Below are 15301 nucleotides of genomic sequence, written 5' to 3'. Positions count from 1 at the left end.
TCAAGGATTTAGTGGTGCTTCGCTGTTCTATATTGGTCGGGTTTCATCCCGTCAGTGAAACTGAGGGTCTTCACCCGACATTTAAGATAAAACCATCCACACCGACAAAGGAGGTGAGGGGCGACCAGTTTAAAATATCCTCTAAAATTGATTGATAGCCTTGCACATTGGGATGAAGTCCATCTGCCATTAATCTTTCTTGGCACCACAGATCACCCCGGTCCATCCAGAGATCAAATAAATCGAGATAGGGAATATTTTGCTCTAGACAAGCTTGTTTAGTGGTTTCTTTAAAACGATACTGATCGCCATGGTTGAAGTAAAAGCAATCTAAAAAGGGCATTTTCCGCTCATCCACGGGAATCATACCTATAAACAAAACCGGGCAAAGAGAACGGGCCCGGGCGAGTAAATGTTCGATTTGAGTTTGAAAAAGATCGTGATCGGTGTAGGTGCGACCATCGGGCCGGCCCAAGCGGGCTGTATCATTAACACCGACGGAGAGAAGAATCAGGTCGGGGAGACGATTGCGAATTTCCCCCCTGAGACGAAATTCCTGTTCTAAACGTTCGGACACTTGTACCACTCGATCGCCGCGAATACCCAAATTATACAGGGCATGACCGGCACTTTCCATCCACAAACGACGTAGGCGCTCGGCCCAACCGCCACCCACGGGGTCGCCATAGCCATACACAAGGCTATCACCTAAAGCGACGATTTTGAGGGGATGGGGCATGATTAGGCCTTTGTCTTTAGTAGGTAAACGAGAAAGAGTTTGCATGATCGCTCGATCGAATCGGTTGTCCTTTACACTTGTAAACGAATTTGGTTAAACTGTCAGTGTATTATACTACATTAGAAAATTTTTCCTGCCAGCTAACTTAGATATCAGCTAGGCACTGACACTGACCAGTATAAAGCACGCAGCCCGATGATCATTCCTTCCCTCCGAGTGATTTTCGGGCTAAATCTACTATAGAATTTATGATTAAACCCTAGATAACTCGATGACTACTCGTTTACGACGCGCGGTTCAAGACCGAGAATTTTTGATTACAGCCGAGATTACTCCCCCGAAAGGTGGTAATGCCAGTCATATGCTAGAGATGGCCCTCTGGCTAAAAAATCGCGTTCATGCGGCTAATATTACCGATGGCAGTCGCGCCGTAGTGCGAATGTCCTCTCTGGCAGCCTCCGCTATTCTCTATCAACACGACATCGAACCCATCTGTCAAATGGCCTGTCGCGATCGCAATGTGATCGGATTACAAGCAGACCTAATGGGCGCTCATGCTTTAGGATTGAGAAATATACTAGCTTTAACTGGAGATCCCGTCAAAGCAGGAGATCATCCCCAAGCTAGGGCAGTTTTTGACCTAGAATCGGTACGTTTGTTAAAATTAATCGATAAATTGAATAAAGGTTTTGACTTTAACGATAAATCTTTACCGGATGGACCTCTAGAACTTTTTGCCGGGGCTGCCGTCGATGTGCAGTCAAAAAGTTGGTCTGGTCTTCAACGCCGTTTTGAGCGTAAAATCGAAGCAGGAGCGCAGTTTTTTCAAAGTCAATTAGTTACGGATTTCGAGTGCCTTGATAAGTTTATGCAGCAGGTGGCCTCCCTCGCCGATAAACCAGTTCTAGCGGGGATTTTTCTGTTAAAATCAGCTAAAAACGCCGTATTTTTAAATAAAAATGTGCCAGGGGTACAAATTCCCGACCAGATCATTCAAAGACTCGCCGATGCAGCTCATCCTCTCGAAGAAGGCATCAAAATCGCCGCCGAACAAATAAAATTAGCCCAGCAGTTATGTCAAGGTGTCCACATCATGGCGATTAAACGGGAGGATTTAGTCCCGAAAATTCTCGACGCGGCTGGTATCCCGCCAATACATAACTGAGATGAAAAGTCAATAGTTTTTATAAAAAATTAACTTTCATTTTGACTAGCGGTCTTTTGACAAGAATTCTACCCCTAACCTAGGATGGGAAGGCTCAAAGCATCTTCGGGATTAAAAGCATGGATTCCAATCTAGGTCAAGAAAAAGAGAATAGTTGTGGTAATTCCGGGCGAAAATGGTTGTCGATCGGTATTGCCCCCACTGGTATAATTTCTATTGGCATTGTTCCCATGGGCGTTATTTCCATCGGTATTGTTCCTATGGGAGTGGTTTCCATTGGAACCGTGGCCATGGGGACAATTGCAGCCGGTTTTGTTTCCATGGGACTTTTCAGTATTGGTAGCGTTGGGATGGGATTAAATAACGGTCATTTTTCCAATCTTAATTCTCCCCCTGCTGAATCTCCCCATAAACATCATCAGCATTAAAATCAAGATTTGACCAGCAATCATGAATTATTCCATCCGTGCTGCCGTTGCTACCGATGTCAAGGCTATTTTTGACTTAATTCTTGCCTTAGCAGCCTATCAAGAACGCAGCCATTTAATGACAGGAAATAGTCAAGCGTTAGGGGATCATTTATTCGGAGAAAAACCCTACATCGAAGCATTGGTGGCGGAAGTAGAGGGTAAAATAGTCGGTTTTGCCGTATTTTTTGCTAACTATTCCACCTTTATCACTAAACCGGGGCTTTACCTAGAAGATATCTTCGTTTTACCCGATTATCGCAGTCAAGGGATCGGGAAAGCTTTACTAATTGCTGTGGCTAAAATTGCCGTCGCTAGGGATGCAGGACTTTTAGAATGGACTGTCTTAGAGTGGAATCAACTGGCGATCGATTTTTATGGAAAAATGGGGGCTAAGGTCTTCAAAGAGTGGCAAATTTGTCGTCTCACCGGGACTGCTTTAAGCGAATTGGGTAATAGTGATAAATAAGTCAGAGCTTTTGTGGCTCCTGGAACTTTGTGATCGATCGAGACTCCTTGCTATACTAGACCTCTGACACTGGCTTTCCTCATTGGTGCAGAATGCAACCCACAGACTCGAATAAATTTACCGAACAAGCTTGGGATTCGATTGTTAAATCGCAAGAAATTGCGCGACGCTTTAAAAATCAGACCTTAGAGGTGGAACACGTTATTATTGCCCTCCTAGAGCAGAATAACGGTCTAGCCACCCGGATTTTACAAAAAGCTAATATTGAAATTCCGCGACTGCAACAACAGCTAGAAGTCTTCACCAACCGACAGCCGAAAGTGGCCATCGTCGATCAATTATACCTAGGTCGTGGTCTCGATCTGCTGCTCGATCGAGCGGAAGCATCCCGGGAAAGTTGGCAAGATAAATTTATCTCCGTCGAACATCTTCTCGTCGGTTTTGCCGAAGATGAAAGGGTTGGCCGGAAATGTTTACGCACCTTCAATCTTGACCCCCAAGATTTAGAATTAGCTATCAAAGCTATTCGCGGTACTCAAAAGGTTACTGAACCCAATCAAGAGGAAAAATACGAAGCTTTAGATAAATATGGCCGGGATTTAACAGCAGCGGCCAAAGAAGGCAAATTAGACCCGGTTATCGGTCGCGATGAAGAAATTCGACGGGTGGTGCAAGTCCTCTCGCGACGGTCTAAAAATAACCCGGTTTTAATCGGTGAACCGGGGGTAGGAAAAACCGCTATAGCTGAAGGATTAGCTCAACGGATTGTTAACGGAGATGTTCCCGAATCTTTGAAAAATCGTCAGTTAATTTCCCTCGATATGGGAAGTTTAATCGCTGGGGCAAAATATCGAGGCGAATTCGAGGAAAGATTGCGGTCAGTCATGAAAGAAGTTACCCAATCAGAAGGGAGAATTATTCTCTTTATCGATGAACTACATACCGTCGTCGGTGCGGGTTCTAGGGAAGGGGGATCGATGGATGCAGGCAACCTATTAAAACCTATGTTAGCTCGGGGGGAATTGCGCTGTATTGGGGCGACAACTTTAGATGAATATCGCAATCATATTGAAAAAGATCCCGCTTTAGAAAGACGTTTTCAACAGGTTTATATTAAGGAACCTTCCGTGGAGGATACTATCTCAATTCTGCGGGGTTTAAAAGAACGTTATGAGCTGCATCATGGGGTGACAATTACCGATTCGGCCCTAGTGGCAGCAGCTACCTTATCCCATCGTTATATTAGCGATCGCTTTTTACCAGATAAAGCGATCGATTTAGTCGATGAAGCGGCGGCCAAATTAGAGGTAGAAAGTACCACTAAACCCGCCGATTTGGAAATGATAGATCGTCGCTTAATGCAGTTACGGATGGAAAAATTCTCCTTAGAAAAAGAGGAGAAAAAAGATCGAGCTTTTCAAGAGCGTTTAGAAAGAATTATCGAAGAAATTGAGGAATTAGAAAGTAAACAAAAGCCCCTCGCTGACCAATGGCAAACGGAAAAACATATCGCCGAGGAAATTAAATTATTGCGAGAGGAAGAGGAACAATTGCGCCTACAGGTGGAACAGGCGGAACGGGCTTATGATCTCAATAAAGCAGCCCAATTAAAGTATGGCAAACTAGAAATTTTACAAGGGGAATTAGAAGTAAAAGAAAAAGAACTAGAAACTATTCAAGCGGCAGGTTCTACCCTGTTAAGACAACAGGTAACTGATGCCGATATTGCCGAAATAGTTGCCCGTTGGACAGGAATTCCAGTCAATCGTTTAATGGAATCAGAACGACAAAAATTATTAGAATTAGAGTCTCATTTACAGAAAAAAGTTGTCGGACAAAATGAAGCGGTCACGGCAGTAGCGGCGGCGATTCGACGAGCGCGCGCGGGAATGAAAGATCCCTCCCGTCCAATTGGTTCATTCCTATTTATGGGACCTACAGGAGTGGGTAAAACCGAGTTAGCGCGGGCCTTAGCGGGGTTACTGTTCGACTCCGAGGAGGCCATGGTTCGCATCGATATGTCGGAATACATGGAAAAACACGCGGTTTCGCGGTTAATCGGCGCGCCTCCGGGTTATGTGGGTTACGAGGAAGGGGGACAACTATCGGAAGCGGTGCGTCGTCGTCCCTATTCTGTGGTTTTATTGGATGAAGTGGAAAAAGCACATCGGGATGTTTTTAACATTTTATTACAAGTGCTTGACGATGGGCGCATTACCGACTCTCAGGGGCGCGTGGTGGATTTTCGGAATACGATTATCGTGATGACCAGTAATATTGGCAGTGACCATATTTTAAATGTTTCCGAAGATGCCGATTATGAGGAGATGCGGAAACGGGTTTTAACAGCTTTGCGGAGTCATTTTCGTCCCGAATTTTTGAATCGTATCGACGATTTAATTATTTTCCATACCCTGAAAAAAGAAGAATTGCGTTACATTGTTCGTCTGCAATTACAGCGTCTGGAAAGATTATTAGGAGAACAAAAAATCAATCTAGAATTAACTGCGGCAGCAGAAAATCATATCGTTACTGTTGGTTACGATCCCACCTACGGTGCGCGACCTTTAAAACGTGCTATCCAACGGGAGTTGGAGAATCCTTTAGCCACAAAAATTCTCGAACAAGCTTTTATGGAAGGGGATACGGTGGTAATTGATTGTCTAGATGAGGTGTTAAGTTTTAGCAAAAAGGAGCTAGAAAAGGAAGAGCCAAGATTAGAATTAGCTGTGGTTAACCTCAGTTCAGATTAAAACCAGATAGGGGATATATTCCCCCCAATTTAGCCAATTTAAACAGAATTTTACCCCAAAAGGCATTGTGAATGTGGCTAAACAGGTTTTACATAGGGTTTGCTGAAGAACTAATACAAGGTAATCTGGACAAGAGTTTCGCCGTTTTTTAGGAGCGAAAAAGTGCCAAATGTAACGCTCTATGACAGTGCCGGATGGGTTAAAGCCTCAAAAACTGTTCCCGTTCGGCGGTTCCGGCGTTCCCTGTTCCCTGTCCCCACTAAAAGACTTTTTCACTCAACCCTAATTAATTCATCTCGCACGGAATTAATTGCCCACTTTTCCAATTAAAAGAATAACTCAATCCTTTGATGATACTGGATTTTAAAATTGGCTGATTAACCAGAGCAGGCAATTTTCCGGGCAAATTCGGGGATATGGAGGATTGTTCTGGAACCAACATCAGCTTTCTTGCTAATTTGTGGCCAATTAGCAGCAATTTAGCTCTGATGACCTGAGAATAGCTTTTCTAAAGCTTCCTTCAAGGTTGGTTCCATGACAATTTTATTTTGATAAGCAACTGTTACTCTAGCGATTGTCGGGACACTATTTTGGTCTGCCACTAGATACAAAGGTTCTACATAAAGCAGAGATTGTTCAATGGGAATAATTAATAGGTGTCCTTGCAAAACTTTAGAACCGTCCCGATTCCAAAGGGAAATCTGTTGAGAAATATCTGGATCTTGGTTAATTAAAGCCTCAATTTGATTCGGTCCATACACTAACCTTTGTTTAGGAAATTGATAGAGCAATAACTTACCATACTCTCTATCATCTGAACGCGCTGCTAACCAAGCGATTAAATTTTGCCGACTAGAGGGAGTATAGGGATGGAGGAGAATAAATTCTTCTTTGTCGGAATCGGGCAGTTTCATGATTAAATAATAGGGTGATACAGCCTGGGGTTCCGTGCCGTAAATTTCTAGGGGAATTTCCCATTGATCCTCCCGATTATAAAATACTTGCGGATCGGTCATGTGATAGGTTAATAATCTTTCCGCTTGGGTACTAAATAAATCTTCGGGATAACGGATATGACTGCGGATAGTTTTTGGCATTTCTGCTAAAGATTTAAAGAGATGAGGAAAGATTTTACTCCAGGTCTGAATGATTGGATCATTTTCATCGGCAACATAGAAATTCACCGTTCCATGATAGGCATCCACTACCACTTTGACCGAATTGCGAATATAGTTAAATTTATCTTTCCCGGGGTCAGAATAGGGATAGCGATTGCTGATAGTATAAGCATCAATAATCCAATGTAATTTACTACTACTATCCCCCACATCTGCCGCTACTAAATAGGGGTTGCGATCATAATTTAAAAAAGGGGCGATAGTTTGCACGCGATTTTGGATATCACGACGCATTAATAAGCGAGTTTCGGGAGTAAAATCTTGGCTAAATAACATTTGCCAATCCCGCAGATAAAGGGCAAATAGCCAACGTCTCCACCCCGTCCCCACTAGGATTCCTCCCTTACCATCGTAGGTATTATAGACATTTCCATCCCCGCTAGGAAAATCCAATTCTTCTACGGTGGTGGGAGTCATCACATAATTATTAGTTAATTCCCCGTAGTAAATGCGGGGTTTACCAATGGGAATACTATAATCAATTAATTCGCTAGAGGTTTGTAGGGCTCCTTCGTCTTTATTTGTGCCGATATCTTTGACAAAATAGTAGGGTAAACCCCCAGCAGCCACTAAATTAACCGGGGAAAGAGTGAACCCATAACCGTGGGTATAAACGAGATGTTTATTCACCCAAGTATTAGCAGAAGTGGGAACCGCACTATAATCTAATTCTCTAGCGGCAATAATGGTCTGTTGTTTTTCAGATATTTGACGTTCCTCGATTTTTTCAGGCACTCCCACTCGTACCCTATAGCGATCAATATCAGCATCGGGGAATTTATAATATAAGCGAATTTGCTGTAATTGTCGGTTAGTTTCTAGCAGTGGTTTGGTGTCCCAAAGACGAATATTATCGATAGTTAGATGGTTTCTCTCTAAAACTTCGGCATTTAATTCGGCCTGTGGATCGAAAACTTGGGCATCAATTCTATCTAAGGAAAAAGCTGCTCTTGTGGATTGAATACTTCTTTCAATATAGGGTCTTTCTCTCACTAATTCATTCGGTTGTACGATTATTTTTTGTAATGCTCCACTGATAATTGTGCCACTTGTCCAAACAATTAAATAGAGAAATACAGGAACTAAGTAGGGGGAAAATACCAACTTTTTCCTGGTAGTTTTGTGTAATTTGCGACGGTTTATTTTACCAAATAATGCTTTTTCTCCTAACCATATAGAGGTTATTCCTGCAATAGTTCCCAGAATAATTTCAATAAATTGGCCAACATGAATATCGATATAACCCGCACCATAAACTACTCCTTCGGGAGAATACAGTAGCAGGTAACGCTGAATAATATGGTGTAATACTAGCAGCCCCATTAACCCACTCCATAGGGCGTATAAATGACGCAGTTGCGGACGGGAAAACCCCGGAAATGTTCCCAGAGAAAGACTGTCGGCCGAAAAAAGATAGGTTAAACTAACAGCAAAAAGAGTATATATTCCCACACCACCGAGCCATAATTCTAGTAACTGCCACAGGGGTAATTGAAAGATGTAAAAACCTAAATCATTCCCGTATTGAGGATCGTTAATATTGAAAGGAACACCATAAAAATATTTTAAAAAATTCGCCCACTGCCCAGCAATAATAAGAGATAGCATTACAGTGAATACTATAGATATTATTCGCAAAAAATACTCGGTTTTAATTAATAATCCCAAGACTAAAAGAGCGATAATTACCCCTTGCCACAGATTACTGGAAATATCGGTTAATACTTGCCTAATCCAAACTATTTCCAGAGGAGAACTTAGGGAAGAACTAAGGTTAGGGAGATTAAAATCTGGTGTCCAGAGACTGAGGGCTAGTTTACTGTAATACAATAACATTGACCCGATCCAAGCTCCAATTCCCGTTGCGATAATCAAAAGACCGAGTAAATTAATACTAGGAGATTGAGAACTAAGAGGATAACTATCTTCCCGGGGTTTTTGCCAACGAAAACGCTGGGCTAAACGTAAATTAGTAAAAATAAAGAGTAGAGAAAGAATCGCACTTCCCCAACCTAATCCCAGTTGCCAAGATAATTGCTTCAGGAAAGTGTTTAAATAACCCATCTCGGTAAACCAGAGGCTATTGGCTACCACTAATATCCCCAACTGCCCGATCACAAGGCAGCCAAGAAACAGTAAAATAGGTTTAGCGATCGAGCTTCGGTTAGATCTGATCAGCATGGATAAAGTGATAAAAGAGAGTCTTCTTTCATTCTAGCGATTTTAGTTTCTCCCTGCTGCTTTTTCTTAGTTTAAAGATAAACTTAAGAAACTATAGCGGGGTTAGGGCGATAATTTCGCTTAAAGTCAGCAATTTTAGCTAGGATTAGCAGACTGGAGTATTTCCCGAAAAATCCTGCGTCGATAGGAAGGAGATTCATTGCTGATATTCCATAAAGTTTCGTAGAAAAAGAAAGAAACACCAAAATTTTGTTGTCTCGATTTTTCCACTTGTTGAGTAATATTAACCATCGGAATCGGACGACCTTTTAAACCAGATAAAATCCCAATAGCCACGGGGATAGATTCTCTAGCTTGCTGTAATTCTGGTTGCGATAATTCCCAGTCAAAGGCGTTCATATCAGTTCGATACACTTGTACTATTAACTCATCAATCAAGTTTTTTTCTTGCCATTTTTGCCAATCTAAAAGATAGGATTCTAGGGAGAAAGTGTAGGGATTAGGAGATAGGGAAATAATCGCTGTAGGTTGGCGCTTTTTAATCGTCTGGGCTAAACTATTCATATAGTCAGTAATTTTATCGGCCCGCCATTGAATCCATGCTTTATCTTGGTAATCTTGCGGTGGCAATTGTCCCGAATGTTCCCTTTGATAGAGTTTAATCGTGGTTTCATCATAGCCAAAATCGGCGGGATAACCAAAATGATCATCAAACTGAATTCCTTCTATATCGTAGTTAGTAATAATCTCGCTGACTAAATCCGTAATAAAGTTTTTTACTTGCGGATGTAAGGGATTTAACCACACCCGTTGATGCACTTTTCCTTCCCACCAAATCACACTTTTATCCTGTCTTTGGGTTAACCAATCGGGATGTCGTTTTGCTAATTCTGAATCCGCAGGAGCCATAAAACCAAATTCAAACCAGGGAATAATTCTTAATTTTTTCCGATGACCTTGGCTAATTATTTCCTCTAAAAAGTCGCGATTTTTTAAAGATTCATGGGGATCGATCGCTCGTCCCGTAACTTTTTCTGCTACCTTAGAAGGATAGAGTGTATAACCCCAATTCCAGACCGTGGGATAAATAGTGTTAAAGTTTAAATCAGCCAACCTATTAAGGGCATCTTTTAGGGTTTCCGGTTTCAATAACACTTCACTATCGATATTAGTTAACCAAACTCCACGAATTTCGGTTTTTTCTTGGGTTTTATTGGTCGATTGTGCGGGAAAATTAAAGGTTATCGTCATGATAAAAGCAAAGATAATTAAAAATATTAACCAGCTTATTTTCCCGTATCTTTGACTATAAATCACCAAACTATCGGCGAAATTATTAAAAGTTTTACTGATTTTATTCATAATGGGAAGTGGGGAAGTGGGGAGACTGTTCACTGATAATGGCTAAAATAACTAAATTATCTCTCTAAATTGCGAGGATCTAGGGCATCGCGTAAACCATCACCGAGTAAATTAAAAGCTAAAACGGTGAGAATAATTAACAAAGCAGCTGGCCAAATTAACCAGGGTTGTAGAACAATAATTGAGGCATTGGTAGCCAGAGAAAGCATATTTCCCCAACTAGGATCTGGTTGTTGAATTCCCAAACCAATTAAACTTAAAACCGATTCGGCCACGATAAACCCCGGCACAGCTAACGTAGCAGAAATAATGATATAACTGGCAGTTTGGGGCAGCACATGACGCAGAATAATATAAAGGGGTTTTGCTCCCATAGCTTTAGCGGCCTGGATAAATTCCTGTTCTTTCAGGGATAAAACTTGACCGCGAATTACCCGCGCTAATCCCGACCAACTGATAAAAGAAGTAATCAGGACGATTAATAAAAAGCGCTGGGTGCTGGTTAATCCTGCGGGTAAAACTGCCGCTAGGGCCACGAGTAAATATATGCCGGGGATAGTCATCAAAACTTCCACAAAACGCATTAAAATCGCATCTAACCAACCGCCAAAATAGCCAGAAACGCCACCGACAAATAAACCGATAGGGAAAGAAATTAAAATCCCGACCAAACCGATAAATAAACTAATTCTGCCCCCGAAAATCAAGCGACTAAAACTATCGCGTCCCGATTCGTCAGTTCCCAATATATTGATTCTACCATCGCCGATGACTCCGAACAGATGGAGATCAAAAGGGATACCGGCGAATAAAGTTACTTCCTCCCATTTTGGCGGCAAAGGTAGGCGAATTTGACCTAAATTATAGGTTTCACCCTTAACCAAGAGACGCAGCGGCAAGGGTTTGTTAAAATCTCTCATTAGCTTCCGCTCACCAGTTTCTATATTAATAGCACTTTGAGTGGTGGGATAGACGTGGGGGCCAATCCACTCACCCTTGTTACTTCCCGACTGCGAGCGCCAAAAGATTTGAGTGGGGGGTAGGAGAGACTGACCGGGTTGGGAGGAGTAGGGAGAGTAGGGAGCGACAAAATCCGCCGCAATTACACTTAAATAGAAGATTAACAGTAAAACTGCTCCCGAACGGGCGAGAGGATTATCTTTGAGTTTGTGCCACCAGTCCATAGGCGATTAGGTCAATAGGAGAGTTAATCTTTATTTTGCTAGTTTGATTGCTATAATTTATCATACCAACAAAAAAGCTGTCTAATGTTTATTAATCCCCTTGTTTATGAGAAATCTTCTGTCTATCGTCAAGATTTTGAGACAGCGCAACCGTTTAAGCATTTGGTCATCGATAATTTTTTAGTTGGGGAGCAAGCGCAAATTTTGCTGGAAAATTTTCCGAGTTTTAATCCGCAAAAAGCCATTAGTGAGTTAGGAAAAGTTGGCGGCAAGGCGGTTAATGAGGATTTAATCGGTTTAGGGGGTATTTATCAACAGTTTGGCCGCTACGTTCAAGCTAAAGAGTTTTTAGAGTTAATTTCCGAATTAACCGGTGTCGATAATTTAATTCCAGACCCTAGTTTTTATGGGGGTGGAACCCACGAAAATTTACACGGTCAAGAATTAGACCCTCACATTGATTTTAACTTCGATGAGCGTCATTGGTATCATCGCCGCTTGAATTTATTAATCTATTTAAATCCCCAATGGCAAGCAGATTGGGGAGGGAATCTAGAGTTACATTCCAATCCTCGTCAACCGGAAGAAAATAAGATTAAATCTTTTCTACCTATCTTTAATTGTTGTGTTATTTTTGAAACCAATGAATATTCATGGCATGGATTTTCTCAGATTAATTTGCCAGAAAATCAACGGCATTTATCGCGTAAATCTCTTTCTATCTATCTCTATACTAAAGAACGTCCGGACCAGGAATTATCACCATCTCATACAACTTTTTACATCCCGCGCCCGCTGCCAGAAAATATTCAACCCCATCAAGTTTTAAGCTCAGAAGATTACCAACAAATTAAAATTTTACTGAAAAGACGGGATGATTTAATTCGTTTTTATCAAGATAGAGAACTGAAAGAATCTCAGGATTTAGTTAGTTTAAAATCCCATATTAAACGCTATCTATCCCTCCAATATCCTCGCCTATGGAAAATGATTAAAAGTTTATCCCGTTGGCGAAAGTGACCTGAGGAAAAAATCCCTACTCTCCAATCAGAGAGAGTAGGGAATAATCAAAAAAAACTAACTGGGAACTTAACCTAATAACTGGGTAGCACGCGCAGTTAAAGCATTGGCAGTTAAGCCATTATAGGCCATAATTTCCCCGGCACTGGCGGTGGTTTCTCCCCGTTTCCAAGCGAAGACATCCCGACGCGCATTACTGCGTAACATAATCGGTTCTAACATGGCGCTTGTACCACCGGTTACTCCGATTAAAGCATCACCGGCAAAGAGACTGTCAAAACCAGCATCATCGAGGAAATTATTATCAGCTGCCGAGCTAGTTTCACTCATCACATCGCCAGGACGATAGAGACGACGGGGATTAATTACCGAGACGATTTTTACACCGATTCCCGCTGCTTCTAACTGTTGTGCAGACTCAAAGACGGGTAATAAAGTCATATCGCCAATGACGGCAAAAACGACTTTTTTACTGCCTTCCGATTCGTGGAGAATTACGCCGCCTTTTTCTAAAGCTTGGCGGGTTTGCTCAAAAGTGGTTCGCACCGGTAAAGGCGATTTACTAGCGGTGATTGTAATGCCTTTATTGATAGTTCCTAACGCCCATTCATAACAGACTTGAATACTGTTAGCATCGCAGGGAAAGAGCGGGAAAATATTACCATTTCGCATCATAGCGGCGAAATAATTTTCAATCTCTGGGCGTTGGTGTGTCCAACCATTACGCCCTTGCTCCAAGGCTCCGGCGGTGAATAAAGTAATAGTAGAAGGGGTGGGACGACGTAACTCGGCCATCGCTTGGGTTACAGTCTGCCAAATCGGTAAACCATTGATAGCAAAAGACTCGTAGGAACACCATAAAGTCCGCCCTCCCAAGAGAGATAAACCGACGGCTAATCCAGCACAGGCATCCTCGCTTAAAGGCTCATAAACTTGACCGTTAGGTGCTTGGAAATAGCTATCATCGCTGGTGGGGTGAATAATCTTTAAACCGACGTTAATATTATTAATTCCCGAAGCGGCATTACCATCAGCATTAGTGACGACAAAATTGGGGTCAGCTTTACCCACAGCTACCACTAATTCCCCCATGGCAGTGGTGGCTACTTTTTTATCGCCACCGACGCTATATTCGGCCATCGGTAAGGTTCCTAAATCCGGCAGCGGGAAGACTTTTTCCGTCACCACTGTTTCCACTGCCGGACCGCCTCCAGAGCGCTCGAAATTAGTACGAACAATTGCCCAAGCTTCAGGGGGTAAAGCGCGTTCTTGTAAGGCAGTAACGATATAATCTTTTTCTAAAGAATCTCCTGGATAAAGATTATGGGAAGCCGCTCCCCGTTTGTGAACTCCCGCCCCTTTAAGTTGTTTAATAATGATCACCGTTAGTTGGCCTCCTAAAGCTAATTGGGCGGCTTTATCCGTGGCCATTAACACCGCTTTCATGAACTCCAGACGCTGGTTAAAAGAGAATTTGGTGCTATCTACATATTCCCCATTTTGATTAGCATTATCGAAGTCTTTGGCATTAATTAAAATCACTTCCTCAAAACCATTACCGCGCCAATAGGCTTCCATTTCGGCGTTAGTTTTCAGGGACACCATGCTATGGTGTTCTTGGGAATAGCCATTCCAAACTAAAATCGGCAGAAAATTGGTAATTTCAGGGTAAGCAGTGTGAAAATGACCAAAACTACTCATAATGTACGGTTCTCCTAAACCACCATCCCCGATAGTCACAGGGAAAAGGGTATTAGGGTGTAATTTGGCCGCCGCCATGGCGAAATGTTGTCCTTGGCCCAAAGGACCGGCCGGCCCGAGCAGTCCGGGGATTTGTCCAGAAAGATGCCCTAAAAGTCCGTGTTTTTCCCGAAAACGTTCTCCCAATTCCCTGACGTTGCTGATGCCCATGGCTTCGAGAGAGCGATCGAGAAAGACGTTACTATAAAAACCGGGGGCATGATGGCCCACTTCGGTGAAAATATTTTTCTGGCCTAACATCATCAAAGAGGCAATCACGTCGGCAGCGCTGGCAAAACCGCCGGGGTGTCCCGATTCTTTGGTAGCGGTGATTTGTAGGGTGAGGTAACGCAAAGCATCGGCGGCTAGGAGGGTTTGATAGATAGCATTCGGGTCATTAGCGGCAATAATAGCGGTTTTTCCCTCAGCGATAGCGGCTTTTCCTGCATATTTATCAAATTCGGGTAAGGAAGCCCCAAAATATTTTATCCCTTGACAAAAATCGGGAATTGTGCTAGTAGCTGTCATGAAATTAATATACCCCTTTACATACAGGCAATCGTTAAAACTATCTTACCTAAAATGTCGGATGAATGCCCCCGCTACATTTTTCGACAAGATACTCAACAAAATTAGCGGGGGATGAAATCCGACCAGAATATCAACCGCGGAGCATCGATTTAATTCCACCATCTGTGGGTAAACTGTGTTATACCTAATTTAGCCAATGGTCGTGGATTGTTAGATGCTAGTCGTAGAAGCAAAGCTAAAAAACGGAACACCAGAGCAATATCACCGGCTCGATGAAGCTATCAGAACTTCTCAGTTTGTGCGTAATTCTTGTGTTCGTTATTGGATAGAAAATAAAGGAACAACCCGCAATGACCTCCAAAAGCTTTGTGCGGTACTAGCTAACAATAAAGAGACACCTTGGGTTGATAAATTAAACTCACAAGCTCGTCAATCGGCTGCTGATAGAGCCTGGCAATCAATTACTAGGTTTTACCAGAATTGTCATGCTAAGATACTTGGGAAAAAGGGTT

The 15301-nt window shown here is 42.4% G+C and carries 11 protein-coding genes and 1 pseudogene; 7 read left to right on the top strand and 5 right to left on the bottom strand.

The features are described from left to right. Nucleotides 1-70: 70 nt before the first annotated feature. The gene (locus BGL89_RS17135; protein ID WP_286826744.1) at nucleotides 71-784 is read right to left on the bottom strand and encodes a GDSL-type esterase/lipase family protein; all 714 of its coding nucleotides are present in this window, start codon (nucleotides 782-784) and stop codon (nucleotides 71-73) included. A gap of 226 nt (nucleotides 785-1010) precedes the next feature. Here BGL89_RS17135 and BGL89_RS17130 point away from each other — a divergent pair, with 226 nt between their 5' ends. From BGL89_RS17130 to BGL89_RS17110, 5 genes are all read left to right on the top strand, one after another. Further along, nucleotides 1011-1904 (top strand): methylenetetrahydrofolate reductase, encoded by an 894-nt coding sequence (locus BGL89_RS17130; protein ID WP_286826742.1) that lies wholly within the window; start codon nucleotides 1011-1013, stop codon nucleotides 1902-1904. A 119-nt stretch (nucleotides 1905-2023) separates the two neighbouring features. Beyond that, the gene (locus BGL89_RS17125; RefSeq protein WP_002781238.1) at nucleotides 2024-2332 is read left to right on the top strand and encodes a hypothetical protein; all 309 of its coding nucleotides are present in this window, start codon (nucleotides 2024-2026) and stop codon (nucleotides 2330-2332) included. 22 nt (nucleotides 2333-2354) lie between these two features. Further along, on the top strand, nucleotides 2355-2840 hold the full coding sequence (locus BGL89_RS17120; RefSeq protein ID WP_286826741.1) for a GNAT family N-acetyltransferase: 486 nt from the start codon (nucleotides 2355-2357) through the stop codon (nucleotides 2838-2840). A gap of 92 nt (nucleotides 2841-2932) precedes the next feature. Continuing rightward, complete coding sequence (gene clpB / locus BGL89_RS17115) at nucleotides 2933-5593, top strand: ATP-dependent chaperone ClpB (protein WP_286826739.1); 2661 nt, start codon at nucleotides 2933-2935, stop codon at nucleotides 5591-5593. 162 nt (nucleotides 5594-5755) lie between these two features. Then, complete coding sequence (locus BGL89_RS17110) at nucleotides 5756-5923, top strand: hypothetical protein (RefSeq protein ID WP_286826737.1); 168 nt, start codon at nucleotides 5756-5758, stop codon at nucleotides 5921-5923. A gap of 149 nt (nucleotides 5924-6072) precedes the next feature. Here the strand turns inward: BGL89_RS17110 and BGL89_RS17105 are convergent, their stop codons facing one another. From BGL89_RS17105 to BGL89_RS17095, 3 genes are all read right to left on the bottom strand, one after another. Next, the gene (locus tag BGL89_RS17105; protein ID WP_286826736.1) at nucleotides 6073-8952 is read right to left on the bottom strand and encodes a UPF0182 family protein; all 2880 of its coding nucleotides are present in this window, start codon (nucleotides 8950-8952) and stop codon (nucleotides 6073-6075) included. Nucleotides 8953-9087: 135 nt separating this feature from the next. Beyond that, nucleotides 9088-10314 (bottom strand): glycoside hydrolase family 10-like protein, encoded by a 1227-nt coding sequence (locus tag BGL89_RS17100; protein ID WP_286826735.1) that lies wholly within the window; start codon nucleotides 10312-10314, stop codon nucleotides 9088-9090. Nucleotides 10315-10370: 56 nt separating this feature from the next. Continuing rightward, nucleotides 10371-11498 (bottom strand): ABC transporter permease, encoded by a 1128-nt coding sequence (locus tag BGL89_RS17095; protein WP_286826734.1) that lies wholly within the window; start codon nucleotides 11496-11498, stop codon nucleotides 10371-10373. Between the two features lie 84 nt (nucleotides 11499-11582). On the opposite strand from BGL89_RS17095, the gene BGL89_RS17090 reads away from it, so the two are divergent. After that, nucleotides 11583-12518, top strand: a complete 936-nt coding sequence (locus BGL89_RS17090) for a 2OG-Fe(II) oxygenase (RefSeq protein WP_286826733.1) — start codon at nucleotides 11583-11585, stop codon at nucleotides 12516-12518. A gap of 69 nt (nucleotides 12519-12587) precedes the next feature. On the opposite strand, the gene BGL89_RS17085 is transcribed toward BGL89_RS17090, so the two are convergent. Then, nucleotides 12588-14786 carry a phosphoketolase family protein gene (locus tag BGL89_RS17085; RefSeq protein ID WP_286826732.1) on the bottom strand — a complete coding sequence of 733 codons (2199 nt, stop codon included), beginning with the start codon at nucleotides 14784-14786 and terminating at the stop codon, nucleotides 12588-12590. 217 nt (nucleotides 14787-15003) lie between these two features. On the opposite strand from BGL89_RS17085, the pseudogene BGL89_RS17080 reads away from it, so the two are divergent. Next, nucleotides 15004-15301: pseudogene (locus tag BGL89_RS17080) on the top strand (RNA-guided endonuclease TnpB family protein); the annotation flags it as partial.

It is taken from the genome of Microcystis sp. LSC13-02 (assembly GCA_002282935.1).
Lineage (GTDB): Bacteria > Cyanobacteriota > Cyanobacteriia > Cyanobacteriales > Microcystaceae > Microcystis.
This window is presented reverse-complemented; position numbering and strand designations above follow the sequence as displayed.